Annotated in this window: 21 protein-coding genes and 1 tRNA gene; 13 read left to right on the top strand and 9 right to left on the bottom strand. The window is 51.6% G+C overall.

Features of this window, described 5'->3' with window-relative positions:
• Positions 1-43 precede the first annotated feature (43 nt).
• The 4 genes from pglX (SK38_RS14790) (at position 44) to brxL (ending at position 9,209) form a co-directional block, all read left to right on the top strand.
• Positions 44-1,987 (top strand): BREX-1 system adenine-specific DNA-methyltransferase PglX, encoded by a 1,944-nt coding sequence (gene pglX / locus SK38_RS14790; RefSeq protein ID WP_053069344.1) that lies wholly within the window; start codon positions 44-46, stop codon positions 1,985-1,987.
• 283 nt (positions 1,988-2,270) lie between these two features.
• The gene (gene pglX / locus SK38_RS14800; protein ID WP_048236250.1) at positions 2,271-4,070 is read left to right on the top strand and encodes a BREX-1 system adenine-specific DNA-methyltransferase PglX; all 1,800 of its coding nucleotides are present in this window, start codon (positions 2,271-2,273) and stop codon (positions 4,068-4,070) included.
• 217 nt (positions 4,071-4,287) lie between these two features.
• The gene (gene pglZ, locus SK38_RS14805) at positions 4,288-6,891 is read left to right on the top strand and encodes a BREX-1 system phosphatase PglZ type A (RefSeq protein ID WP_048236493.1); all 2,604 of its coding nucleotides are present in this window, start codon (positions 4,288-4,290) and stop codon (positions 6,889-6,891) included.
• Between the two features lie 257 nt (positions 6,892-7,148).
• Positions 7,149-9,209: a protease Lon-related BREX system protein BrxL gene (gene brxL / locus SK38_RS14810; RefSeq protein ID WP_038423376.1), complete on the top strand. Its 2,061-nt coding sequence runs from the start codon at positions 7,149-7,151 to the stop codon at positions 9,207-9,209.
• A 105-nt stretch (positions 9,210-9,314) separates the two neighbouring features.
• Here brxL and SK38_RS14815 read toward each other — a convergent pair whose 3' ends face one another.
• Complete coding sequence (locus tag SK38_RS14815; protein WP_048236252.1) at positions 9,315-10,565, bottom strand: tyrosine-type recombinase/integrase; 1,251 nt, start codon at positions 10,563-10,565, stop codon at positions 9,315-9,317.
• Positions 10,566-10,762: 197 nt separating this feature from the next.
• Positions 10,763-10,847 (bottom strand) — tRNA-Leu (locus tag SK38_RS14820).
• Positions 10,848-11,067: 220 nt separating this feature from the next.
• On the opposite strand from SK38_RS14820, the gene ahr reads away from it, so the two are divergent.
• Together ahr and SK38_RS14830 are read left to right on the top strand one after the other, a co-directional pair.
• Complete coding sequence (gene ahr, locus SK38_RS14825; protein WP_048236253.1) at positions 11,068-12,087, top strand: NADPH-dependent aldehyde reductase Ahr; 1,020 nt, start codon at positions 11,068-11,070, stop codon at positions 12,085-12,087.
• A 147-nt stretch (positions 12,088-12,234) separates the two neighbouring features.
• Complete coding sequence (locus SK38_RS14830; protein ID WP_048236495.1) at positions 12,235-13,737, top strand: helicase HerA-like C-terminal domain-containing protein; 1,503 nt, start codon at positions 12,235-12,237, stop codon at positions 13,735-13,737.
• 103 nt (positions 13,738-13,840) lie between these two features.
• On the opposite strand, the gene lptG is transcribed toward SK38_RS14830, so the two are convergent.
• From lptG to SK38_RS25225, 3 genes are all read right to left on the bottom strand, one after another.
• Complete coding sequence (lptG, locus tag SK38_RS14835; RefSeq protein ID WP_008786067.1) at positions 13,841-14,923, bottom strand: LPS export ABC transporter permease LptG; 1,083 nt, start codon at positions 14,921-14,923, stop codon at positions 13,841-13,843.
• Positions 14,923-16,023: an LPS export ABC transporter permease LptF gene (lptF, locus tag SK38_RS14840; protein ID WP_032942200.1), complete on the bottom strand. Its 1,101-nt coding sequence runs from the start codon at positions 16,021-16,023 to the stop codon at positions 14,923-14,925. The genes lptG and lptF overlap by 1 nt, the downstream gene beginning before the upstream one ends.
• A 62-nt stretch (positions 16,024-16,085) precedes the next feature.
• Positions 16,086-16,136, bottom strand: coding sequence for a hypothetical protein (locus SK38_RS25225; protein ID WP_212723231.1), 51 nt, complete (start codon positions 16,134-16,136; stop codon positions 16,086-16,088).
• 153 nt (positions 16,137-16,289) lie between these two features.
• Here SK38_RS25225 and pepA point away from each other — a divergent pair, with 153 nt between their 5' ends.
• The 4 genes from pepA (at position 16,290) to SK38_RS14860 (ending at position 21,929) form a co-directional block, all read left to right on the top strand.
• The gene (gene pepA / locus SK38_RS14845) at positions 16,290-17,801 is read left to right on the top strand and encodes a leucyl aminopeptidase (RefSeq protein ID WP_003025870.1); all 1,512 of its coding nucleotides are present in this window, start codon (positions 16,290-16,292) and stop codon (positions 17,799-17,801) included.
• A gap of 119 nt (positions 17,802-17,920) precedes the next feature.
• A complete protein-coding gene (gene holC / locus SK38_RS14850) occupies positions 17,921-18,364 on the top strand; it encodes a DNA polymerase III subunit chi (protein ID WP_048212826.1) in 444 nt (147 codons plus the stop codon).
• A complete protein-coding gene (locus SK38_RS14855) occupies positions 18,364-21,219 on the top strand; it encodes a valine--tRNA ligase (protein ID WP_008786064.1) in 2,856 nt (951 codons plus the stop codon). Before holC ends, SK38_RS14855 begins: the two co-directional genes overlap by 1 nt.
• Positions 21,220-21,425: 206 nt before the next feature.
• Positions 21,426-21,929 (top strand): GNAT family N-acetyltransferase, encoded by a 504-nt coding sequence (locus SK38_RS14860; RefSeq protein WP_003830259.1) that lies wholly within the window; start codon positions 21,426-21,428, stop codon positions 21,927-21,929.
• Between the two features lie 26 nt (positions 21,930-21,955).
• Here SK38_RS14860 and SK38_RS14865 read toward each other — a convergent pair whose 3' ends face one another.
• From SK38_RS14865 to rraB, 3 genes are all read right to left on the bottom strand, one after another.
• Complete coding sequence (locus tag SK38_RS14865) at positions 21,956-22,786, bottom strand: hypothetical protein (protein ID WP_020996254.1); 831 nt, start codon at positions 22,784-22,786, stop codon at positions 21,956-21,958.
• A 165-nt stretch (positions 22,787-22,951) separates the two neighbouring features.
• Entirely contained in the window at positions 22,952-23,710 is a 759-nt protein-coding gene (gene miaE, locus SK38_RS14870; protein ID WP_008786061.1) for a tRNA isopentenyl-2-thiomethyl-A-37 hydroxylase MiaE, read from the bottom strand.
• A gap of 51 nt (positions 23,711-23,761) precedes the next feature.
• Positions 23,762-24,187: a ribonuclease E inhibitor RraB gene (gene rraB, locus SK38_RS14875; protein WP_003025845.1), complete on the bottom strand. Its 426-nt coding sequence runs from the start codon at positions 24,185-24,187 to the stop codon at positions 23,762-23,764.
• 98 nt (positions 24,188-24,285) lie between these two features.
• Between rraB and argL the strand changes: the two genes are divergently transcribed.
• A complete protein-coding gene (gene argL / locus SK38_RS25420) occupies positions 24,286-24,381 on the top strand; it encodes a putative translational regulatory protein ArgL (protein ID WP_373371225.1) in 96 nt (31 codons plus the stop codon).
• Positions 24,351-25,355 (top strand): ornithine carbamoyltransferase, encoded by a 1,005-nt coding sequence (argF, locus tag SK38_RS14880; RefSeq protein WP_048236254.1) that lies wholly within the window; start codon positions 24,351-24,353, stop codon positions 25,353-25,355. Before argL ends, argF begins: the two co-directional genes overlap by 31 nt.
• A gap of 106 nt (positions 25,356-25,461) precedes the next feature.
• On the opposite strand, the gene SK38_RS14885 is transcribed toward argF, so the two are convergent.
• The gene (locus SK38_RS14885) at positions 25,462-25,914 is read right to left on the bottom strand and encodes a YhcH/YjgK/YiaL family protein (RefSeq protein ID WP_008786059.1); all 453 of its coding nucleotides are present in this window, start codon (positions 25,912-25,914) and stop codon (positions 25,462-25,464) included.
• A 238-nt stretch (positions 25,915-26,152) separates the two neighbouring features.
• Between SK38_RS14885 and pyrL the strand changes: the two genes are divergently transcribed.
• The gene (gene pyrL / locus SK38_RS24150; RefSeq protein ID WP_003025819.1) at positions 26,153-26,254 is read left to right on the top strand and encodes a pyr operon leader peptide; all 102 of its coding nucleotides are present in this window, start codon (positions 26,153-26,155) and stop codon (positions 26,252-26,254) included.
• Positions 26,255-26,266 lie beyond the last annotated feature (12 nt).

Genomic DNA, 26,266 nt, shown 5'->3' on the forward strand with positions numbered 1-26,266 from the left:
GAAGGGCGGTATACCGCCCGGACAAAATAATTTGTGAGCATCAATGAACACAGCCAATCTAAAGAAAATTGCCCCCCGGGCCCGTACTGCGTTTATCACTGCTATAAAAGCACGTGCTGCTGAATTTGGGATTACAGCTGAAGGCCATACCGAACCGGCAATCAGCGGTGAAGTGTTGCAGATCGCTGGATTTACCCACCCTGCCAGCTGTGCCTCTGCCCTCAAGCGCCTGCAACAACGTCTGGCAAACGATGGTTATGAAACTCTGATAGAACAGATGGCTTACACTTGGTTTAACCGCTTCTGCGCCATCAGGTTTATGGAGCTGAAAAACGAACAGAGCTATTTAGAACACGGTGTGCGTTTACTGTCACACCCGTCTCAGCCACAAGGCTTTGAAGTGCTGGATCGCGCCCCAGAGGTGATCGACTCCCTGATGAGTGAAGGCGTGGCTCTCAATAAGCCAGCTTTGCTGGATCTGCTGCTGGCAGGTAATGAGCAGGAGGCACTTTTTCGTGAGCTATTACTCGGCCAGTGCCACCGACTGCATCAGGCGATGCCGTTTTTGTTTGAAGCCATTGATGATGAAACTGAACTACTATTGCCCACCGGCCTTATCCGCACCGATGCCTTTTGGCGCGAGCTGGTGGATGAAATCCCGGACACAGACTGGCAACAAGTAGAGGTGATTGGCTGGCTGTATCAGTTCTATATCAGCGAGAAAAAGGATCAGGTCATCGGCAAGGTGGTCAAATCCGCAGATATCCCTGCCGCTACCCAACTGTTCACCCCTAACTGGATAGTACAATATCTGGTGCAAAATTCGGTGGGACGTCACTGGCTGCAAACCTATCCTGAGTCCACACTCAAAAGCGCAATGCCCTACTATATCGAACCGGGCGAACAAGCTCCCGAGGTATTGACACAACTGGCTGAACTCACCCCCACCAGCATAGAGCCTGAATCAATCCGTGTACTCGACCCTGCCTGCGGCTCCGGCCATATCCTGGTAGAAGCCTACAATGTGCTCTATCGCATTTATGAAGAGCGTGGCTATCGCAGTCGCGAGATCCCGGAGCTAATCCTCAGGCACAATCTGTTTGGTCTAGATATCGATGACCGCGCCGCACAGCTTGCGGGTTTTGCACTGCTGATGCGTGCACGACAGGATGATCGTCGTCTATTTTCTCGTGGTGTGGACCTGAATATTTACTCCTTGCAGGAAAGCCGTCACCTCAATATTCCGAAACTCTGGCAGGCTCTTAATCTTAGTGCCAACGCTAATCATGGTCAGGTTGAGGATATGTTTGCGCAAACACATGAGTCGTTAACCTCTAATGACCCACGTCAGACTCTACTGGCCGACCTACGCCAGAGTTTTCTTAATGCCAAAACCTTAGGTTCCCTGATTGACGTGCCTGCCGAGCAAACCTCTGATATTGAAGATCTTTATTCCACGCTGCTGAAATTAAACGATCAGGGCGATGCCATGCAGAAACTCGCTGCTAAAGAATTATTGCCGCTGCTAGCGCAAGCCCGACTGCTGGCTAAACGCTATGATGTGGTGGTCGCGAATCCACCGTATATGGGTAGTAAATTTCATATTCCAGTAGTAAAGGACTATCTGAAAAACCACTTCAAGGGCTATGACAAAGATCTTTTTTCAGCTTTTATCGTACGCAATCTTGCTTTGACTAAACCACGCGGGCAGCTTGGCTTTATGACCCCGTTTGTATGGATGTTTATCTCTAGCTATGAACAGCTAAGAAATTATCTTATCAACAAAAAAACCATCACTTCTCTTATTCAGCTGGAATATTCGGGTTTTGATGGAGCAACAGTACCGATTTGCACGTTTACCCTTGAAAATGCCCATAACCCACAATTTAAAGGTGGTTATGTGAGGTTATCTGATTTCCGAGGAGCAGACCAACAAGGACCACGTGCCCTAGAAATTATTCAGGCCGCAAATGTAAGTGGAAAATGATGCCGTATCCTTTGGAGATCCATGCCTATATCATTCAGTGTAACAATCGCCTTTATGGAGATAGCCGTATTCGTGCACCTTACAAAGAAAGCTGCCAACGCGACTTGATACGCGTGAAAGGTGGCACTCACGATAACTGCGTCACCGGTGAAATTGAAATCACGGCCTTGCGTCAGTTTCAATCCAGCCACCGCTCACCGGGAAAACCTTTTAAACCAGTCCCGGACGGATTAGCCCAAGGTATGGCCCATAGCAGAAAAGAATTACCGAAAGGAGACTCATAATGAGCCAGCAAGAAAATAACAATATGGAAAAACATTTTTATCGCGCCTCCGCAGCGGATTTTAATAAAATTCCGGGTAGCCCGATTGCGTATTGGATTGGTCCAAGAACATTGGATGCTGTAAGTAGCTCAAGAAAACTGGGTGAAATAGGTGATGCGCGAATGGGGCTAGCTACAGGGAATAATTCTAAATACGTCCGTTTATGGTTTGAAACTTCCATTGAGAATATTGGATTTTCCTGTGCAGACCGGGAGGATGCAAAAAAAAGTAAGCGTAAGTGGTTTCCTTATTGCAAAGGAGGAGCATTCAGAAAGTGGTTCGGGAACAATGAATATATAGTTGATTGGTTCAACGATGGTCAGGAACTGCAAACAACTTTACATCCTTCGGGAAGTAGAGTCTGGGCACACAACTTTAATTTAGACCACATATTTGAAGATTCAATTACTTGGTCGGACATCACTTCTGGTCGTCTTTCAGTGAGATTTAACGATAGTGGGTTCCTTTTTGACGGTTCAGGAACTTGTGCCTTTTTTCATGACAAAAATGAAAAAATAGCAGCTCTTGGTTTTCTGAATACAAATTTTGCAAACGACTTTTCTAAAGTCCTCAATCCAACGATGCACTTTCAAACAGGTGATTTCAGGAATATGCCTTACGGCGACAGTCTTGTTAAAGAGGACTTTATCAATGGTGTTAAATTACTTATTAATAAAGCAAAAAACGACTGGAATTCATACGAAAACTCATGGGAATTCAGTAAACCACCTCTATTACAATGTAATTATAACCAGCAACTGCTCACATTATCCTACCAGGAACTTCGTACCCATTGGTACGAGTCTACCTTAGAAATGCAACACCTAGAAGTAGAAAACAACCGTATTTTTATCAATGCCTATGGTCTGCAGGATGAACAAACACCTGAGGTACCACTTAAAGAAATCACCCTCACCTGCAATCCGTACTATCGCTATGGTAATAACAAAACAGTTGAAGAACTTGAAGCCATGCTGCAAAGCGATACCATGGCAGAGCTGATATCCTTCACCATTGGCTGCATGATGGGCCGTTATTCCCTTAATCGTGAAGGGTTAGTTTATGCTCATGCTGGTAACGAAGGCTTTAAAACGCTAGTAGAAGAAGGTGCTTATACCCGTTTCCCTGCAGACGTCGATGGTATTCTGCCGCTAACTACCGAAGCTTGGTTTGAAGATGATATTGCCGCTCGAGTTGTAGAGTTTGTCCGCACAGTCTGGGGGGTTGAGCATCTGGAAGAAAACCTGCAATTTATTGCCGATAGCTTGTGCTTAGCTGCGATCAAGCCAGTGAAAAAAGGGGGAGAAACCTCACGCGAGACTATTCGCCGCTATCTCTCGACCCAATTCTTTAAAGATCATTTGAAGACCTACAAAAAACGCCCGATCTACTGGCTATTCAGTTCAGGTAAAGAGAAAGCCTTTGAATGCTTGGTCTATTTGCATCGCTATAATGAAACCACCCTCCCGCGCATGCGTACCGAGTATGTCACGCCTCTGCTCGGCCAAATGGATAGCCGCATTGATCGCCTACGTCTGCAACAGAATGAAGCAGAAACAGCCGAAGCCAAACGCATCGGTAAAGAGATCGAAAGCCTTACCAAGCAGCTTACCGAGTTGCGTTCTTTTGACGACCAGCTAAAACATTATGCTGATATGAAGATCCAGCTCGATCTCGATGATGGTGTTAAGATCAACTACGGCAAGTTCGGTACTCTATTAGCTGAAGTGAAAGCTATTACTGGCGATAAAGCAGATTAAGTTCAAAAAGATACAGCGGAGACATAAGTGTCTCCGCTGTATCGCTTTGTTCACACTATCCCGTTGTACAAACCAGTTAAATTAGCTATCTAACCTTTAGCATGTGGGATCCAGTGACTCATCAACGTTCATAGTTGGTATAATCATCTTCAACATTACACGCTACCGCCGATTCACAGCCATGGTGCTGATGGCTCAATTATTCCGAGACGTACTGATGGATATCACACAGCTTCAGACAGGGCTTAATAACAAATTCACCACTGACCGGATCGTGTTCTGGCATGACCCAGAACAAAGCTTTACTGCACAGCTTACGGATCTCACTTTACTGTGGAATGGGTTGCCCGTGACAGTGCTCAATATGGCAGAGCAATCACAGCTTCAGACTCGCAAACGCATTGAAATCGATGAAACCACGCAGGGGTTCCTTCTCTACTGGCCCAGTTTAGAACCATCGCCAGCCAAAGACTGGTTGCTCGATATACGCCGTTATAGCACCACGTTTTATGCTGATGCAGCCTCAATTTTGCTTAATGACCTCGGCCTCGCCAATATGGCGCTGCGTGACCACATCGCGTCACGTAAAAGCTTTTTCGCCAACAAAGAGCGTACTGCAGCCTTTAAACGTCGCCTGGACGGCCGTGGCGGCATAGAAGATCCGCTATCACTTGATATGAAGATGATAAGTGTCGTGCTGGCCTGTCATGCTCAGATTGCCGAAATAATGAAAAGCATTGGTGATCGGTTACTTGAGAATGCTGAAACCGCCCTTGTTCCGTTAGAACAGCATGGATTGCTGCCTGGATTTTGGCATTTAATGAACCTTGAATATGGATACCATATAGCTGAAGGAACAGAACCGTCACTACGCGAACTGATTCGTAAGTTACTAGTGAGTGAATGCTACGAACAGCTTGATACCAAAGAGCGTCCTGTCTGGCTACAGTCACAACTATTAGCCACTCCCACCGGACGTGCGAATGCTATGGCTCTGCTATCTGGTTGGCGTGATTCTAACCAGTACAGCAGTAATTTTGCCGACATATCTGCACAGGTAGCGGATCAACTCGAACTTTCTTCACGCCTGACAGCGCAAGATATCTGGCTCTGGGGAGAAGTCGAAGGCTTTGAAGCGGTCGAACAAGGTTTGATCCGTGAGCTGATATCTGGATTAAACAACGGTGACTTGAAACTGAATCGAGTAGAGTTTGCCCAACTAATCTCTCGTCGTCGACATGGATTCTGGGCCAGAACTGTACCTAAATATGCATATATTTACCAGGCGCTGCAACAAGCTGAATTGTTGCTAGAACTACGCCGTTCGAAACCGGATGGTTTTCATTACACTTCAGCGCAAGAAATGTATCTTGCCTATGAAGCTGAATTGTTCCAGTTTGATACAGCCTATCGCCTGTTTAATGAAGCACTATTGCACCTACAGGGACAATCGGTCGAAGTGCTGGCGGTATTGGCCAGTAAAATCGAAGATCTGTATGTGAACTGGTATCTCTATCAGCTTGGGCTAACGTGGGATGGTTTGTTAGCTAAAGAGCAGCTACTTGATAACTGGCGGCTGGATCTCCCTTCGCAGCATCGCTTCTATGATACTGTCATCAAACAACGTTTTACCCAGAGCGGGGTCAAGCGCCAGTTTGTTATTATCAGTGATGCCTTGCGCTATGAAGTTGCTCATGAGCTCCAGGGACAGGTAAATGAAGCCAAGCGCTTCACTGCGCAGCTCAAGAGCCAGCTCGGGGTACTACCTACCTACACGCAACTTGGCATGGCCGCCTTACTCCCACATCAGCAACTAGACTATGCCGCTACCAACTCAACAGTATTAGTAGATGGACAGAGCAGCGCGGGTTTAGAAAATCGCAGCACTATTCTAAGTAAGGTAGGTGGTATAGCTATTTCGGCCAAAAGTCTGCTGAGCTGGACCCGGGCAGAAGCTAACGAGGCGGTTGGTGACGCAAAGGTAATCTACGTCTATCACGATGTCATCGATGCTCAGAGTGAATCTCAGAAAAGTGAGCTCAAGACATTCATTCATGCCCGCCAGGCTATAGACGAACTGAATGGACTCATCAACAAAATTATCAATGGGTTTGGCGTTACTCGCGTAGTTATCACAGCCGATCATGGATTCTTATTCCAACAGGCCTCAGTTGAAAACGGGGTAAAATCGCCTCTGAAACACGAACCATCTGGAACTCTGGAAGCTTCAAAACGCTATCTCCTTGGTCGCAATTTACCAACAAACGAAGATGTCTGGCATGGGCAATTGCGTAATGTTGTTGGTGGTAACTCTGATGTGGAATTCTGGCTTCCGAAAGGAGTGAGCCGTTTCCATTTTGTTGGTGGAGCCCGCTTCGTCCATGGTGGTGCAATGTTGCAAGAGGTCTGTGTTCCAATACTTGAAGTACAAGAGCTGCGTGGCAAGAAACAAACTCTGCATGAAAAAACCAAAGTCGACATAGTTCCGGCATACCAACCCATTAAGCTGGTAAATGTGATCGATAAAATCCGCTTCCTGCAGACCGATGCCGTCGATGAACGTCATAAATCAAGAATGGTTCGTTTCTCGGTGGTAGATAGTTCAGAACAAACCGTGTCAGCTATTGAGAAGCTACTCTTTGAAGCGACCTCAAGTAATCTGGATCAGCGCCAGCAAGACGTACGTTTAAAACTGACCGGTGCTCAATTTGACCGCAAGGCGCAGTATCAATTGCTGCTCGTTGATGATGAGGATGGTATTGAAATGGCACGCTATCCAGTCACTATTGATTTGGCAATCCAGGATGAATTCGGTTTTTAATGGCTCGCAAAATAGCGATCCTGCGGATGTGATAAGTAAATTCTAATGTTGGGTGCCAGCTAATCAGTACCCGGGAGCAATACCAGATGCCACATGATGAGATAAATCCTACTGAAGGTGAGTTTGTAGGAAAGGAAACCGCACAAGAGCCAGCGGTGAATGTCACACATATCACGAACAATGTAGTGATCCAGCAGATGGACGTTTACACGGAGAAGCTTGCCCAGCCGAGCGGAACTACTGTTGATGAGGCTTCTATGCTCAGCATTGACGATGAGTTATCTCAGCATGCTAGCATGGATCTTGATGCCCGTCTGAATCGTTACTTTAAGGGTAAAGTTGTCCGTAAGGATTTGACAAAACAGCTAAAAGAAGGGGCTAATGTCCCTGTCTATGTACTGGAATATCTGCTCGGTATGTACTGTGCTTCAGACGATGATGAAGTGGTACGTGAAGGTCTGGAAAACGTCAAAAAAATCCTCGCTGAGAACTATGTTCGCCCGGATGAGGCTGAGAAAGTAAAATCTCTGATTCGTGAGCGTGGCAGCTTTAAAGTGATCGATAAAATCGGAGTAAAGCTCAACCAGAAGAAAGATGTCTACGAGGCTCAGCTTTCGAACCTCGGTATCAAAGATGCCGTGATCCCCGCCAACATTGTTAAAGCTAACGAGAAGCTGCTCACCGGGGGGATCTGGTGTATCGTTACTCTTAACTATTTTTATGAAGAAGGGCAAAGAATTTCGCCCTTCTCAATTTTCAACCTTAAGCCTATCCAGATGCCCTCCATGGATATGGAAGAGCTTTTTGCCGCCCGGGCTAATTTCTCAACAGACCAATGGCTGGATACCCTGATCCGCTCTATCGGCATGGAGCCAACCAATCTGAAGCAACGGGTGAAATGGCACCTGTTGACGCGGATGATCCCCTTTGTTGAGAACAACTATAACGTCTGCGAACTCGGCCCACGTGGTACCGGTAAAAGCCACGTCTATAAAGAGTGCTCGCCTAATTCATTACTAGTCTCAGGTGGCCAGACGACAGTCGCCAATCTGTTTTACAACATGAGTTCCCGGCAGGTTGGGCTGGTAGGCATGTGGGATGTGGTAGCTTTTGACGAAGTGGCTGGTATTACCTTCAAAGATAAAGATGGTGTCCAGATCATGAAGGATTACATGGCATCGGGCTCTTTTTCCCGTGGCCGTGATTCTATCGAAGCCAAAGCATCCATGGTATTTGTCGGCAACATAAACCAAAGCGTAGAAACGTTAGTCAAAACCAGTCACCTGCTGGCACCTTTCCCGGAAGCGATGATCGATACAGCCTTCTTTGACCGTTTCCATGCCTATATCCCAGGCTGGGATATCCCTAAGATGCGGCCTGAATTTTTTACCAATAACTACGGTCTGATCACCGACTATCTGGCCGAATATATGCGAGAAATGCGCAAGCGTAGCTTCTCTGATGCTATCGACCGCTTCTTTAAACTCGGGAACAACCTCAACCAACGTGATGTAATCGCAGTACGCCGCACGGTCTCAGGTTTGCTCAAATTACTGTATCCTCATGGTGTGTTTGGTAAAGAGGAGGTACGTCCTTGTCTCACCTACGCATTAGAGTTACGTCGTAGAATCAAAGAGCAGTTGAAAAAACTAGGCGGCATGGAGTTTTTCGATGTGCATTTCAGCTATCTCGACAACGAAACTCTTGAAGAGTTTTTCGTCAATGTACCTGAGCAAGGCGGGAGCCAGTTGATCCCCGAAGGTCTGAGTAAACCGGGAGTTGTGCACATGGTTACCAAGGGTGTCACAGGCCAACTGGGCCTGTATCGCTTCGAGACTCAGATGACCCCTGGTAATGGTAAACACACGACATCTGGCCTAGGCTCCAATACACCAGCAAAAGAAGCAATCCGTATAGGTTTTGATTATTTCAAAGGCAACCTAAATCGCATCAGTGCTACCGCCAAATTTTCCGAGCATGAATACCATCTACATGCCGTTGAGTTACATAACTCAGGCCCTAGTACCAAAACCAGCCTTGCCGCCTTGGTAGCCTTCTGTTCCATTTTGATGGGCAAGCCAGTGCAAGAACAGATGGTCGTGCTCGGAGATATGACACTTGGTGGTGTGGTGAATCCGGTCGAAGATCTGGCTGGTAGTTTGCAACTGGCAATGGATAGTGGGGGCAAACGTGTGCTGCTGCCGATGGCATCAGCTTCTGATATCCCAACTGTGCCTGCTGAGATTTTCTCCAAATTCCAAATCAGTTTCTATGCAGATCCGGTGGATGCTGTGTATAAAGCATTAGGTGTTCAATAACGTCTAACTCATCATCAGAAACAAATAATGGGCAAAATGCCCATTATTTGTATGAAAAATAGGTAGTTAAGATAGAACTACTTAATTCTCAATGGCGTTACTTTTTTATTTTTTCGCAAAATCAAACGGACTAACCACCTTCTCCCGATTAGCATCCAGATAATCCGCCCACCACTGCAACATCAGTCTCCTCTCTCCCAGATGCTCCGCCTTATGGATATAAGCCGCACGCACAGAACTACGCTCCTGATGGCTCATCTGCCGCTCCACTGCATCCCTCGACCACAATCCTGACTCAATCAGAGAACTACACGCCATCGTCCTGAAACCATGCCCACATACTTCCGTTTTCGTGTCATAACCCATCACTCTCAGCGCCTTGTTCACCGTGTTCTCACTCATAGGCTTACGCGGATCGTGATCGCCTACGAAAATCAGCTCTCGATTCCCATTCATGCTTTTAATCTTTTCCAGAATAGTTAAGGCTTGCCGCGACAAAGGAACAAGATGAGGAGTCCGCATCTTTGAACCACGCTGAGAATGTTTAACTCCTTCCAGCAGTTCGCGCTCACCTGGAATCGTCCACATGGCCGTTTCGAAATCTACTTCTGACCAACGGGCAAATCGCAGCTCGCTTGAACGGATAAAAACTAACAAGGTAAGTTCGACAGCAAGTCGGGTTAATGGTCTTCCGGAATAGTGATCGATACGGTGAAGCAATTCAGGAATGCGGTTAAGTTCTAATGCCGCACGATGCTGTCTTTTAGCCGTAGCAACCGCACCAGCAATCTCTTGCGCGGGGTTGTAGTCGATTAAACCACTCTGCACAGCAAACCGCATAATCGCGGTAGTCCGCTGTTGCAAACGAGCCGCAACTTCGAGTCGTCCGGATGATTCCACCGCTTTGATGGGTACAAGAAGATCCCGCGTCTTCAGTTCCGCAATGTTCCGCTTACCGATGGCAGCAAAGAGATTATCTTCGAGGCTTTTCAATACACGAGCGCTATGCGATGCAGACCACTTCTGATTGCTGGCGTGCCACTCTCTGGCTACCACTTCAAACGTTATCGCCTCTTGCTCCTGCTCTACCTTAGCGGCTTTCTTGTTCTCACTGGGATCGACGCCGTTAGCTAACAACTTACGGGCCTCATCCCTACGAGCCCTGGCATCCGCCAGCGAGACTTCGGGGTATTTCCCCAGCGCCAGCATTTTCTCTTTGCCGCCGAAGCGATAACGAAGCCGCCAGTATTTGGAGCCGTTAGGGTGAACCAGCAAAACCATGCCTTCACCGTCAGTTAGTTTATAGGCTTTTACTTCAGGCTTAGCCGAACGAACCTTCACATCACTCAGAGCCATGATGAGCATCCTTTCAAGGGTTCTGTGTGGGTACAAACATTATCGAACCGGGATATACCCGCAGTTGTACCCGCATCAGTAAGTTGATGTAGATTGAATCAGGTTGACTTAGGAATAGTGAAAAAGCGAGGAAAGCCTTGAAGATAATGGATTTCAGGCACAAAAAAGACGTCCGTTGACGTCTATTGATGTTCCGATGGTGCCGAAGGCCGGACTCGAACCGGCACGTATTTCTACGGTTGATTTTGAATCAACTGCGTCTACCGATTTCGCCACTCCGGCACGGAAGGGATGCGGAAAACGTTGTGGATTATACCTGTCATGCGCCACCATGCAAGCGCCAGCGTGTGTCTGGCTCGCTAAGTGTTGAAAATTTCAGCATTACCTTTCTTAGCTGTAACCCTCATCACAGTTTGCCCCCTCCTTAATCCCCCCTTCTGCGAAGCGTCCCGTTTCCCCATGCTCTACACTTCCAGTTCAACACCATACTGAGGGAAATACGATGTCGATGATAAAAAGCTACGCCGCAAAAGCGGCGGGCAGCGAACTCGAACTCTATGAATATGATGCGGGCGAGCTTAAGCCGGAAGATGTCGAAGTCCAGGTCGATTACTGCGGTATCTGCCATTCTGATTTGTCGATGATAGACAACGAATGGGGATTCTCTCAGTATCCGCTGGTTGCCGGGCATGAGGTGATTGGTCGCGTGGCGGCGCTCGGCAGCGCGGCGCAGGATAAAGGTCTGAAGGTTGGTCAGCGCGTCGGCGTTGGCTGGACAGCGCGCAGCTGCGGGCACTGCGATGCCTGTATCAGCGGCAATCAGATTAACTGTCTGGAAGGGTCTGTTCCCACAATTCTTAATCGCGGCGGCTTTGCTGAGAAGCTGCGGGCCGACTGGCAGTGGGTGATCCCGCTTCCGGAGAGTATCGATCTGGCGGCAGCCGGTCCCTTACTGTGCGGCGGCATCACGGTGTTCAAACCGCTGCTGATGCACCATATCACCGCCACCAGTCGCGTCGGGGTGATCGGCATAGGCGGCCTGGGGCATATCGCCATTAAGCTGTTACACGCGATGGGTTGCGAAGTGACCGCGTTCAGCTCCAATCCGGCGAAAGAGCAGGAAGTGCTGGCAATGGGGGCGGATAAAGTCGTCAACAGCCGCGATCCGGATGCGCTAAAAGCGCTGGCGGGCCAGTTCGATCTCATTATTAATACGGTTAACGTCGATCTCGACTGGCAGCCCTATTTTGAAGCGCTGGCCTACGGCGGTAACTTCCATACCGTCGGCGCGGTGCTGAAGCCGCTGCCGGTTCCGGCGTTCACCTTAATAGCCGGAGATCGCAGCATCTCCGGTTCGGCGACCGGTACGCCGTTCGAGCTGCGCAAGCTGATGAAATTTGCCGGGCGCAGCAAGGTGTCGCCCACCACCGAACTGTACCCGATGTCGCAAATTAACGAAGCTATCCAGCACGTGCGTGACGGTAAGGCCCGCTACCGCGTAGTGCTTAAAGCAGACTTCTGATCGTCTTTGCCGGGTGGCGTAAGCTTCCCGGCTATTCTCCCCGCTATTCCAGACAGGTTAAATTCTCCTCACAATCTCCGCAATTTAGCGGTGAAGAGTGCGTCACGGTTGCCTATACTCCAGGCAGGATAAATGGAGGAAATCTCAATGAGCGCACCCCTGCTAATTGCCCGCACGCCGGACACCGAACTGTTTTTACTGCCAGGCATGGCCAACCGTCACGGGCTGATTACCGGCGCGACCGGGACCGGTAAAACCGTCACGCTACAGAAGGTGGCCGAATCGCTGTCCGAGATTGGCGTTCCGGTATTTATGGCCGATGTGAAAGGTGACTTAACCGGCGTGGCCGAGGAAGGACAAGCCTCTGAAAAGCTGCTCGCCCGCCTGAAAAATATCGGCATTACTGACTGGCAACCGCATGCTAATCCGGTCACGGTGTGGGATATCTTCGGCGAAAAAGGTCACCCCGTGCGGGCCACGGTATCAGACCTCGGACCGCTGCTGCTGGCCCGTCTGCTGAACCTCAACGACGTGCAGTCCGGCGTGCTGGATATTATCTTCCGTATTGCCGATGACCAGGGATTGCTGCTTCTCGATTTCAAAGACCTGCGGGCCATCACCCAGTACATTGGCGATAACGCTAAATCCTTCCAGAATCAGTACGGCAATATCAGTAGCGCCTCGGTCGGGGCGATCCAGCGCGGGCTGCTGTCGTTGGAGCAGCAGGGAGCGGCACACTTCTTTGGCGAACCGATGCTGGACATCAAAGACTGGATGCGTACCGACGCCAGCGGCAAAGGGATGATTAATATTCTCAGCGCCGAGAAGCTCTACCAGATGCCCAAACTGTACGCCGCCAGCCTGCTGTGGATGCTCTCCGAGCTGTACGAACAGCTGCCGGAAGCGGGCGATCTGGAAAAACCAAAACTGGTGTTTTTCTTCGATGAAGCACACCTGCTGTTCAACGATGCTCCACAGGTGCTGCTGGATAAAATCGAACAGGTGATCCGCCTGATCCGCTCGAAAGGGGTCGGCGTGTGGTTCGTCTCACAAAACCCGTCGGATATTCCGGACAACGTGCTTGGTCAGTTGGGAAACCGCGTGCAGCACGCCCTGCGCGCGTTCACGCCGAAAGATCAGAAAGCGGTGAAAAGCGCGGCGCAAACCATGCGCGCCAACCCGGCATTTGATACCGAAAAAGCTATTCAGGAGCTGGGAACCGGTGAGGCGCTGGTGTCGTTTCTGGACGCCAAAGGCAGCCCGTCGGTGGTTGAACGAGCAATGGTGATTGCGCCATGCTCACGGATGGGACCGGTGACGGACGACGAGCGTAACGGGCTGATTAATCACTCTTCGTTGTACGGCAAATATGAAGAAGAGATCGACCGCGAGTCCGCCTATGAACGTTTACAGCAAGGCGTGCAGGCCAGTACCGAGCAGCAAAATACACCTCCCGCCAACGGTAAAGCTGTCGATGTGGATGGCGGTATTCTCGGTGGGTTGAAGGATATTCTGTTTGGCAGCACCGGGCCGCGCGGTGGTAAGCGCGATGGCGTAGTGCAGAGCGTGGCGAAAAGCGCGGCGCGACAGGTTACCAATCAGATAATTCGCGGCATGTTGGGGAGTTTGATGGGCGGGAGAAAACGCTAGCCCCGTGTTACGTTGCCGGATGGCGGTGTAAACGCCTTATCCGGCCTACGGGTCCGGAGTAGGCCTGAAAAGCACAACGCTATCAGGCCTACGATTACTGTGATTACGACTTACGTAGCATTAGCCACAGGCTTATCAGGAAGAAGCTGGCGCTTGGCAGCAGCGCACCGATAATCGGCGGAATGCCGTACACCAGCGTCAGCGGGCCAAAGATTTGGTCCAGCACATAGAACACAAAGCCGAAGCTAATCCCTGTCACCACGCGCACGCCCATCGGGACGCTACGCAGCGGACCAAAGATAAACGACAGCGCCATCAGCATCATGACCGCCACCGACAGCGGCTGGAAGACTTTGCTCCACATATTGAGCTGATAGCGTCCGGCATCCTGGCCGCTCGACTTCAGGTACTTCACGTAGTTATGCAGACCGCTAATCGACAGCGCATCAGGATCCAACGCCACAACGCCGAGCTTGTCGGGTGTCAGGTTGGTTTTCCAGGTGCCGCTTACCGTTTGCGAGCCGGTGATTTGCTTCGGATCGGTCAGGTTGGATTCATCCACCTGCGACAAACGCCAGACCTTCTGCTCCGGGTCAAACGTCGCGCTCGCAGCATAGCGTACAGACTGCAGACGGCGCTTGTCGTTAAACGAGTAGATGCTAATCCCGCCTAACTCTGCGTCGCCTTTCACCCGCTCGATGTAGACAAAGCTGTCACCGTCTTTCGCCCACAAACCCTGCTGGGTAGAGAGCAGCGAGCCGCCGTACATCTGCTGCGCACGGTAGTTACGCGCCATCTGTTCGCCTTGTGGCGCGACCCATTCGCCGATAGCCATCGTCAGCAGCACCAGCGGAATCGCGGTTTTCATCACCGACAACGCCACCTGCATACGGGTAAAGCCAGAAGCCTGCATCACCACCAGTTCACTGCGCTGGGCCAGCATGCCCAGCCCCAGCAATGCCCCCAGCAGTGCCGCCATCGGGAAGAAGATCTGGATATCTTTAGGCGCACTGAGCAGGGTATACAGCCCGGCGCCCATCGCATCGTAGCTCCCCTGCCCGGCTTTTTTCAGCTGGTCAACGAACTTGATGATCCCGGAGAGCGACACCAGCATGAACAGCGTCATCATGATGGTGGTGAAAATGGTTTTACCGATATAGCGGTCAAGTACACCAAAAGGCTGCATTATACCGCTCCTTTACGCATAAAACGGGCACGCAAGCGGCGCATCGGCACCGTATCCCAGAGGTTAAGCACAATCGCCAGCGCCAGATACGCCAGGTTAACCGTCCACATCCAGAACACTGGATCCAGCTTACCTTTACCGCCGTTCGACTTCAGCGACGTCTGAACCAGGAAGAACAGCAAATAGAGCAGCATTGCTGGCAGCATCGACAGCACGCGCCCCTGACGCGGGTTCACCACGCTCAGCGGTACGACCATCAGCGCCATCATAAATACGGTGAATACTAACGTGATACGCCAGGTCAGCTCCGCGCGGGCACGATCGGTGTCGGTCGTCCACAGCGTACGCATGTTCATCTGGTCGGTATCGTTTGGATCCAGCGCCACGGCCTGATGACCGATAATCGCCTGATAATCCTGGAAGTCGGTAATGCGGAAATCGCGCAGCAGCGCGGTACCTTCAAAGCGCGTCCCCTGGTTCAGCGTCACGACCTGAGAGCCATCACGCATCTGGGTAAGATGTCCGGAATCGGCTACGACGACCGAAGGACGAGCGTTGCCTTTCGGGCGGATTTGAGCGAGGAACACGTCTTTGAAGTTGCTGCCGTCAACGCTTTCGATAAACAGCACCGAACTGCCGTTGGTCGCCTGCTGGAATTGCCCCTGAGCAAGCGCCGCCATACCGGGGTTCGCTTTCGCCTCCGCCAGGACTTCGTCCTGATGTCTGGAGGACCACGGCCCGGCCCACATCACGTTGACCGCCGCAATAATACTGGTAAACAGCGCCAGCACCATCGCCGCTTTCACGAGCACTGCCTTGCTCAGCCCGCAGGCGTGCATGACCGTAATTTCGCTTTCGGTATACAGTTTGCCCAGCGTCATCAACAGCCCGAGGAACAGGCTTAAGGGCAAGATAAGTTGCGCCATTTCTGGCACGCCCAGCCCCAGCAGCGAGAGCACCAGATTTGCCGGGATATCACCGTCAACCGCCGCACCAAGGATCCTGACCAACTTTTGACAAAAGAAGATCAAAAGCAGGATGAATAGGATCGCAAGTTGGCTTTTGAGCGTTTCCCGAACCAGATATCTTATGATTATCACTTTAAATACGCCCGTAAAAACCCGTCTTTTGCCGGAATTTAGCTTGTTTCATGGCTTAAACGTCATTTATTCTCTTGAGTCGTCGAAATCGTCGCTAAGATCATTATACTCAACGGATCCACCTCTCAGAAATTGTTCTGACGTGCCAATGCCGTAATAACGTTAAGATTAACACGAAGTCACCGCAACAGCGGGTATGAGTTACGAAAGCTTGCAATTCTATCCGTAGCCACCGCCGTTGTCTTTAAGATTCAGGAGCGTAGTGCATGGAGTTCAGTGTAAAAAGCGGTAGCCCGGAGAAACAGCGGAGTGCGTGCATCGTCGTGGGTGTCTTTGAACCACGCCGCCTCTCTCCGATTGCAGAGCAGCTCGACAAGATCAGCGACGGGTACATCAGCGCACTGCTGCGTCGCGGCGAACTGGAAGGCAAACCGGGTCAAACCCTGTTGCTGCACCATGTTCCTAACGTTCTGTCTGAGCGAATTCTCCTTATTGGTTGTGGCAAAGAGCGCGAACTTGATGAGCGCCAGTACAAGCAGGTCATTCAGAAAACCATCAATACCCTGAATGATACAGGCTCAATGGAAGCCGTCTGCTTTCTGACTGAGCTGCACGTCAAAGGGCGCAATAACTACTGGAAAGTGCGTCAGGCCGTTGAGACGGCACAGGAAACGCTATACAGCTTTGATCAACTGAAGACCAACAAAAGCGAGCCACGTCGCCCGCTGCGTAAAATGGTCTTTAACGTGCCGACCCGCCGCGAACTGACCAGCGGTGAGCGTGCGATCCAACACGGTCTGGCGATCGCCGCCGGCATTAAAGCGGCAAAAGATCTTGGCAACATGCCGCCGAACATCTGTAACGCCGCCTACCTGGCCTCTCAGGCGCGCCAGCTGGCAGACAGCTACAGCAAAAATGTTGTGACCCGAGTGATCGGCGAGCAACAAATGAAAGAGCTGGGCATGCACTCTTATCTGGCCGTCGGTCACGGCTCGCAGAACGAGTCGCTGATGTCGGTCATCGAGTACAAAGGCAATCCATCCGAAGACGCGCGTCCGATTGTGCTGGTCGGTAAAGGGTTAACCTTTGACTCCGGCGGTATCTCCATCAAACCAGCCGAAGGCATGGATGAGATGAAATACGACATGTGCGGCGCGGCAGCGGTATACGGCGTGATGCGCATGGTGGCCGAGCTTCAGCTCCCCATCAACGTTGTCGGCGTGCTGGCGGGCTGTGAAAACATGCCGGGTGGCCGTGCGTATCGCCCAGGCGACGTGCTGACCACGATGTCTGGACAGACCGTTGAAGTGCTCAATACGGATGCCGAAGGCCGTCTGGTGCTGTGCGACGTGTTAACCTACGTCGAGCGCTTTGAGCCAGAAGCAGTGATTGACGTCGCAACCCTGACCGGCGCGTGCGTGATTGCGCTGGGCCATCACATCACTGGCCTGATGTCTAACCACAACCCGCTGGCGCATGAGCTGATCGGTGCGTCCGAGCAGGCTGGTGACCGCGCATGGCGTTTGCCGCTGGGTGATGAATACCAGGAGCAGTTAGAGTCCAACTTTGCGGATATGGCGAACATCGGCGGACGTCCTGGCGGTGCCATTACCGCGGGCTGCTTCCTGTCACGCTTTACCCGTAAGTACAACTGGGCGCACCTGGATATCGCCGGTACTGCATGGCGTTCAGGGAAAGCTAAAGGCGCAACCGGTCGTCCGGTCGCGTTGCTGTCGCAGTTCCTGCTCAATCGTGCCGGTTTTAACGGCGAAGAGTGATGTAAAACGCCGGGTGGCGGCTTCGCCTTACCCGGCCTACAACATCACTCAACCGTAGGCCGGGTAAGCGTAGCGCCACCCGGCTTTGCATTTAAATCCACAACAAGAAGCCCCATATCATGAGAAACGCAACGTTCTATATTCTGGACAATGACAACACCATCGATGGCTTAAGCGCCGTTGAACAACTGGTGTGTGAAATTGCCGCAGAACGTTGGCGTGCTGGCAAGCGCGTGCTGATCGCCTGTGAAAACGAAAAGCAGGCTCTTCGACTGGATGAAGCTCTGTGGGCGAGACCGGCAGAAAGTTTTGTTCCGCATAATCTGGCGGGAGAAGGCCCCAGAGGCGGCGCGCCGGTAGAGATTGCCTGGCCGGAGAAACGCAATAGCAGCCCGCGCGACCTGCTCATCAGTTTGCGCGTTGGCTTTGCAGATTTTGCCACCGCTTTCACAGAAGTGATAGACTTCGTTCCTTACGAAGATTCTTTGAAACAATCGGCACGCGATCGCTACAAAGCTTACCGCGTGGCTGGTTTTAACCTGAATACGGCAACCTGGAAATAATGGAAAAGACATACAACCCACAAGATATCGAACAGCCGCTTTACGAGCACTGGGAAAAGCAGGGCTATTTCAAACCTAACGGCGATGAAAGCAAAGAGTCCTTCTGCATCATGATCCCGCCGCCGAACGTCACCGGCAGTTTGCATATGGGTCATGCTTTCCAGCAAACCATCATGGATACCATGATTCGCTACCAGCGCATGCAGGGTAAAAACACCCTGTGGCAGGCCGGTACCGACCACGCGGGTATCGCTACCCAGATGGTGGTTGAGCGTAAGATTGCCGCTGAAGAAGGTAAAACCCGTCACGACTACGGTCGCGAAGCGTTTATCGACAAAATTTGGCAGTGGAAAGCGGAATCCGGCGGCACCATTACCCGTCAGATGCGCCGTCTCGGCAACTCCGTTGACTGGGAGCGCGAGCGCTTCACTATGGACGAAGGTCTTTCCAATGCCGTGAAAGAAGTCTTTGTTCGCCTGTACAAAGAAGATCTGATCTACCGTGGCAAGCGTCTGGTCAACTGGGACCCGAAACTGCGCACCGCTATTTCTGATCTGGAAGTGGAAAACCGCGAGTCTAAAGGCTCCATGTGGCACATCCGCTATCCGCTGGCTGACGGCGCGAAAACCGCAGACGGTAAAGATTACCTGGTCGTCGCCACCACCCGTCCGGAAACCGTACTGGGTGATACCGGCGTAGCAGTTAACCCGGAAGATCCGCGCTATAAAGATCTGATCGGCAAATTCGTTGTCCTGCCGCTGGTTAACCGCCGCATTCCGATCGTCGGTGATGAACACGCCGACATGGAAAAAGGCACCGGCTGCGTGAAGATCACCCCGGCGCACGACTTTAACGACTACGAAGTCGGGAAACGTCACGGCCTGCCGATGATCAACATTCTGACCTTTGACGGCGACATCCGCGAAACCGCGGAAGTATACGACACCAAAGGCGAAGAGTCCGACGTTTACTCCAATGAAATCCCGGCTGAGTTCCAGAAGCTGGAACGTTTTGCTGCGCGTAAAGCGGTGGTTGCCGCCGTTGATGCCCTGGGCCTGCTGGAAGAAATTAAACCACACGACCTGACCGTACCTTACGGCGACCGTGGCGGCGTGGTTATCGAACCGATGCTGACCGACCAGTGGTACGTCCGTGCCGACGTGCTGGCAAAACCGGCGGTTGAAGCGGTTGAGAATGGCGACATCCAGTTCGTACCGAAGCAGTACGAAAACATGTACTTCTCCTGGATGCGTGATATTCAGGACTGGTGTATTTCCCGTCAGCTGTGGTGGGGTCACCGTATCCCGGCATGGTATGACAACGACGGCAATGTCTACGTTGGCCGTACCGAAGACGAAGTGCGTCAGGAAAACAACCTCGGCGCCGACGTTGCGCTGCGTCAGGACGAAGACGTTCTCGATACCTGGTTCTCTTCTGCACTGTGGACCTTCTCTACGCTGGGCTGGCCGGAAAATACCGACGCGCTGCGTCAGTTCCACCCAACCAGCGTGATGGTTTCCGGCTTCGACATTATCTTCTTCTGGATTGCCCGCATGATCATGATGACCATGCACTTCATCAAAGATGAAAACGGCAAGCCACAGGTTCCGTTCAAGACCGTCTACATGACCGGTCTGATTCGTGACGACGAAGGCCAGAAGATGTCCAAATCCAAGGGTAACGTGATTGACCCGCTGGATATGGTCGACGGTATCTCTCTGGCAGAACTGCTGGAGAAACGTACCGGCAACATGATGCAGCCGCAGTTGGCTGAGAAAATTGCCAAACGTACCGAGAAGCAGTTCCCGGACGGCATCGAGCCGCACGGCACCGACGCCCTGCGTTTCACCCTGGCAGCGCTGGCCTCTACCGGTCGCGATATCAACTGGGACATGAAGCGTCTGGAAGGTTACCGTAACTTCTGTAACAAGCTGTGGAACGCCAGCCGCTTCGTGCTGATGAACACCGAAGATCAGGATTGCGGCTTCAACGGCGGCGAAATGACCCTGTCTCTGGCGGATCGCTGGATCCTCGCTGAATTCAACCAGACCATCAAAGCGTACCGCGAAGCGCTGGATAACTTCCGCTTCGATATCGCCGCGGGCATTCTGTACGAGTTCACCTGGAACCAGTTCTGCGACTGGTATCTGGAGCTGACCAAGCCGGTCATGAACGGCGGTTCCGAGTCTGAACTGCGCGGCACTCGCAATACGCTGGTTACCGTGCTGGAAGGTCTGCTGCGCCTGGCGCACCCAATCATTCCGTTCATCACCGAAACCATCTGGCAGCGCGTGAAAGTGATTTGTGGCAACACTGCAGATACCATCATGCTGCAGCCGTTCCCGGAATATAACGCAGCGCAGGTTGATGAAGCGGCGCTGGCTGATACCGAATGGCTGAAGCAGGCGATCGTCGCCGTACGTAACATCCGTGCGGAAATGAACATCGCCCCGGGCAAACCGCTGGAGCTGCTGCTGCGTGGTTGCAGCGCTGATGCGATGCGTCGCGTGAACGACAACCGCAGCTTCCTGCTGAACCTGGCACGTCTGGAAAGCATTACCGTGCTGCCAGCCGATGACAAAGGTCCGGTCTCCGTGACCAAAATCATCGACGGCGCCGAACTGCTGATCCCGATGGCTGGCCTCATCAACAAAGAAGATGAGCTGGCACGTCTGGCGAAAGAAGTGGCGAAAATCGAAGGCGAGATTGCCCGTATCGAAGGCAAACTTTCCAACGAAGGTTTCGTTGCCCGCGCACCGGAAGCAGTCATCGCCAAAGAGCGTGAGAAGCTGGACGGTTACGCAGAAGCTAAAGCGAAGCTGATTGAACAGCAGGCGGTCATCGCCGCGCTGTAATTGCCTATGCCGGATAGCGCTACGCTTATCCGGCAAACGGGCACCGTCATCGTAGGTCGGATAAGCGTAGCGCATCCGACACCACAGACGATGAAGCCTCTGACGCATATGCTCAGAGGCTTTTTATTGAATTATCCTCGCTTGCGCTTCCCCTCGCCGCAGTGGTATTAACTGCATATGTCTCACTTTTATGTCATGAGTTCGCTATGAGTGCCATTACCTCCGTCGCGGCAACGCTGCGCCGAATTTCTGCCGATGATAACGCCGCCATTGCCCGCGTTATCCGCAAAGTTTCCGCTGAATACGGGCTTACCGCCGATAAGGGGTATACCGTTGCCGACCCTAATCTGGACGAACTGTTCCAGGTTTACAGCCAGCCGGGCGCGGCCTACTGGGTGGTTGAGCAAAATGGTGAAGTCGTGGGCGGCGGCGGCGTTGCGCCGTTAGGATGTAGTGAACCAGGCATTTGCGAGCTGCAAAAGATGTACTTCCTGTCGAGCGCGCGCGGTCAGGGGCTGGCGAAAAAGCTGGCATTGATGGCGCTCGAACATGCCCGCGAGCAGGGTTTTAAACAGTGCTATCTGGAGACCACAGCGTTTCTGACTGAGGCAATCCGCCTGTATGAGCATTTAGGCTTTGAGCATATCAGCGAAGCGCTGGGCTGTACCGGGCACGTGGATTGTGAAGTGCGGATGTTAAAGCCCCTCTGACCTTACGCCGAGAGGCTTTAGTCGCGTTACTGCATCTCGGCTGAGAGCATCAGTCGAATAACGCCAGCCGCGCGGGCGGTTGGCAGCTTCAGCACCTGTGACCAGAGATCCTGCACTATCTCACAGGCAATTTTCTCTTTGCCGATCGCTTTAGTCGGATCGGCCATGATCTGAATATCCGGCCCATAGCGCTGTACTAGTCCAGGACTTATTGCTTGCAGATCCTGCAACGCCAGCTGTTTCTCTTCTGCCGTGACCGTATGTTTGTTCGGACCATAGGCTGCACGCATCATACTCATATCACTCGCCATACGACGGTTCATGATCTCACGCGGAACCAGACGTGCCGGGTTAATCCCCCCTTTCACTGCCGGAAACAGAAAGCGGAAGCATTCGTCATCACCTATTTTGGCCACAGAAGCGATCTGCTCAAGGTTAATTTTCATATATTCAATGACATTGGCATCTGGCGCCTGCTGCAATCTTGCCATTTGCAACTGAAGAATTTGCGGCTGTATCGCGTCGATAACCTGCTGTTCGCTACTCCCTGCTTTCTTCATCTGCGCTGCCTGGCTGATAATTTTTTGTGTCAGCTCAGGTTCCTGCTCCTTAATCACCTGAAACGCCGGATTGGAGAGCATCGCCTTTTCAAACTGCTGCTCTTCGGTCAGACCATAATCCGGGCTTTCGCGTGGGATCAGGTAGTGCACATCAAACAGATTCCACGCGATAATCGCCACCACAAAAACCACCGCGCCGGAGATCTTGCCCAGCCAGCCTTTTTTGCGAAACATGCCGACGACGATAGCAATCACCGCCCCGATATAACCTGCCAACAAAACGTGTGCCCAGTTCATTAACCATCCTTATGCCAAATCATCTCTGTTACGGGGATATATTTCCCCTTCGTGTGTTTTGATTATTACGGCAGCAGCGAGCGATTTCCAGCCACCAGATTTTGCTAACAGAAAGAGGAAGGATTAATCCGCGCGGCGATGGACACCGCGCGTCAAAGAAAGGAATTAAGCTGGCACACCACTGTGAAAACGGAATTCATCGTCAGGAGAGGTGATCAACGCGGCTTCTACTTCGCCAAAAAACCGCACCCGGCTACTGATATCATCGGCTGAAACCTGCTGCGCCAGCGCCAGGTAATCCTGATAGTGCCGCGCCTCGGATCGCAGCAGCGACAGATAAAACGCCTGCAAATCGTCATCCAGATACGGTGCCAGCGCGGCGAACCGTTCACAGGAACGCGCCTCAATATAAGCCCCGCAAATCAGTTTATCGATTAACGTCAGCGGCTCGTGGGTGCGTACCTCTTTGAGCATGCCTTTAGCGTAACGGCTGGCGGTAATCTTAATATAGGGAATGTTGCGGCTCATCATCGCCTCACGCACCTGCCAGAAGTGATGCAGCTCTTCTTTGATCAGCAAAACCATGCTGTCGATAAGCTTGCGTCCCCACGGGTCGTCGGTTTGCGGCATCACGCTTTTGCTTATCTGTTTATTCAGCGCGATAAAATCCGGCTCATCCCCTTCTCTGAAAGCAAACGCTTCATAGGGTTTCAGCCAGTCCAGCAGCGCCTGCGATCCCTGTTTATCCGCGACATACTTACGCACCAGCAGCATCGCCGTTTGCGCCGCTTTCAGCTCACAGACGAGGTGATCAGTCAATAACAGAGGCAGATTCGCCGGGTCTCGCGCTTTATCAAGCCAAGCCTGGGGCGTTTTACAGTGCAGGAAATTGTGGATCGGGGAGAGTATTTGCAGGTAATCCATACGTTGTCCTTGGCCTGCGGCAGCCTGGGCTACCGCAGGTCAGTTGATGACTTAGTGACGCACGCCGTCATCATCTTCGTCGACGAGGTCTTCATCGTCGCCGTCTTCGCCTTCTTCGCCGTTCGGGTCTTCAAAATAGGTGCCCCAACCGTCGTATTCCACATCATATTTTTCGGCTAGGTTCATCAGCTGCTCAACCTGAGCATCGATCAACTCCGCATTCAGTGCACATTCGCTCAGAATGTCACAGCAAATAACCGTGTCGCCTTCTTCCACTTCCAGCTCTTCCGGCTCGGTCACTTCATAACCCAGCTTGAAGGCTTCTACTGCCGCTTTTTCCAGGGTTTCGAAGTCATCCGCGGAAAGGTGATGCTCGATGGTGTACAGCGCGTCTGGATCGCTGCCATCTTCGAGTAACTCTTCAATAATCAAGCGTGTTTCTTCACGCTGTTCTTCCAGTAGTTCCGGGTTTGCCATGGCTCGTTCCTCATAATGTCCTGCCGATACTCTTATTGTCACATACCGCTGTCATTGCCTCCACCTTTCCAGGAAAGATTTGTTAAACAAGGTTGCAAATGAATAAACATACATATAAATTGAATTTTAATTCAATAAATGGCCTAAGCCATGTGAGGGAACCATGTCTGCGTTTTATCAGAAACATTTTTTGAAACTGCTTGATTTCACCTCTGCTGAACTCACGTCACTGCTTCAGCTCGCCGCACAGCTGAAGGCGGATAAGAAAAACGGCACTGAAGTCGCAAAGCTCACCGGTAAAAACATCGCGCTCATCTTCGAAAAAGACTCAACCCGTACCCGTTGCTCTTTCGAAGTTGCCGCATACGATCAGGGCGCGCGCGTGACATATCTCGGGCCGAGCGGCAGCCAGATTGGCCATAAAGAGTCGATCAAAGACACCGCCCGCGTACTCGGCCGTATGTACGACGGTATTCAGTATCGGGGCCACGGTCAGGAGATTGTCGAGACGCTGGCGGAATATGCCGGAGTTCCGGTGTGGAACGGATTAACCAACGAGTTTCATCCCACCCAACTGCTGGCGGATCTGTTAACTATGCATGAACACCTGCCGGGTAAAGCGTTTAATGAGATGACGCTGGTCTACACCGGTGATGCCCGCAACAATATGGGTAATTCCATGCTGGAAGCCGCCGCGTTAACCGGGCTGGATCTGCGTCTGGTCGCACCGCAGGCCTGCTGGCCGGAAGAAAGTCTGGTTGCGGAGTGCAAAGCGCTGGCACAGAAAAACGGCGGCAATATTACGCTGACCGAAGATGTCGCCACGGGCGTGAAAGGCGCGGACTTCATCTATACCGACGTCTGGGTATCAATGGGCGAGGCAAAAGAGAAGTGGGCCGAACGTATTGCGCTGCTGCGTAAGTACCAGGTTAATAGCGCGATGATGGCGTTGACCGGCAATCCGCAGGTGAAATTCCTGCACTGCCTGCCAGCGTTTCATGACGATCAAACCACGCTTGGCAAACAAATGGCACAGGAATATGGTCTGCACGGTGGAATGGAAGTGACCGATGAGGTCTTTGAATCCCCCGCCAGTATCGTATTTGATCAGGCAGAAAACCGGATGCACACCATCAAAGCGGTGATGGTGGCGACGCTGGCGAAGTAAGAGCATGGATGAAAAGAATGCCGGATGGCGATGCTAAGCATCTTATCCGGCCTACAATCGCGCTCCCGTAGGCCGGGTAAGGCGAAGCCGCCCCCGGCAAATACGCTTATGCCACCCGCATTTTCACCACGGCTTTGCGTACCAGCGCTGGTGCACCGACCGCGCACAGCGGTTTATGCACTTCGCCCGGATAAAACACCACGAAATCACCTTCGTTCAGCACCACCGTTTTCTCCTGTACTCCTTCCGGCAGGAAGGCGATATCTTTATCCGCCAGCCAGTCAGTTTCCGGCGCGCCCGCAGGCTGCGTGCTGAAGGTCATGCCTTCCTGACCTTTGAGCAGGATCTGAATATCCAAATAGCGCGCGTGATATTCAGCGCGGCGCTGTGCAAACGGCTCCGTCATATCTTCAGCAATCAGATAAAACAGGCGATCGCCGTCGATGTCGTGCTTACCCTTTTCCGTCGCATCCGTCACATGCGCTTTAATGTGTTCAATCGCCTGACGCAGCTCTTCCGGCAGCCAGGCATCCAGGTTGTGAATATTGCCGACAATCATCTTAAACCCCTTAATTAAAACATCGTTTCATTTTAGTTGTTATACGAAAAAACGGTCTGCCATACTACTGCTATTTGCCGATATTTTGCGTCAACGCATGTTTATCTCATTGTTGCTGTTTGGCATTCAGGGTGAATGAATATTCATGAGAATCGTTTGCGATGAATAATTTGTGAATTTTTCGCTTGATCCCATAACGGAGCTGAGTATAATCGCGGACAATTTGCCGGGAGGATGTATGGTTCAGTGTGTACGACATTTTGTCTTACCGCGTCTGAAAAAGGACGCTGGCCTGCCGTTTTTCTTTCCGTTGATCACCCATTCCGAGCCCCTCAATTGAGGGGCTTTTTTT

The organism is Citrobacter sp. MGH110, from assembly GCF_001037515.1.
GTDB classification, from domain to species: domain Bacteria; phylum Pseudomonadota; class Gammaproteobacteria; order Enterobacterales; family Enterobacteriaceae; genus Citrobacter; species Citrobacter portucalensis.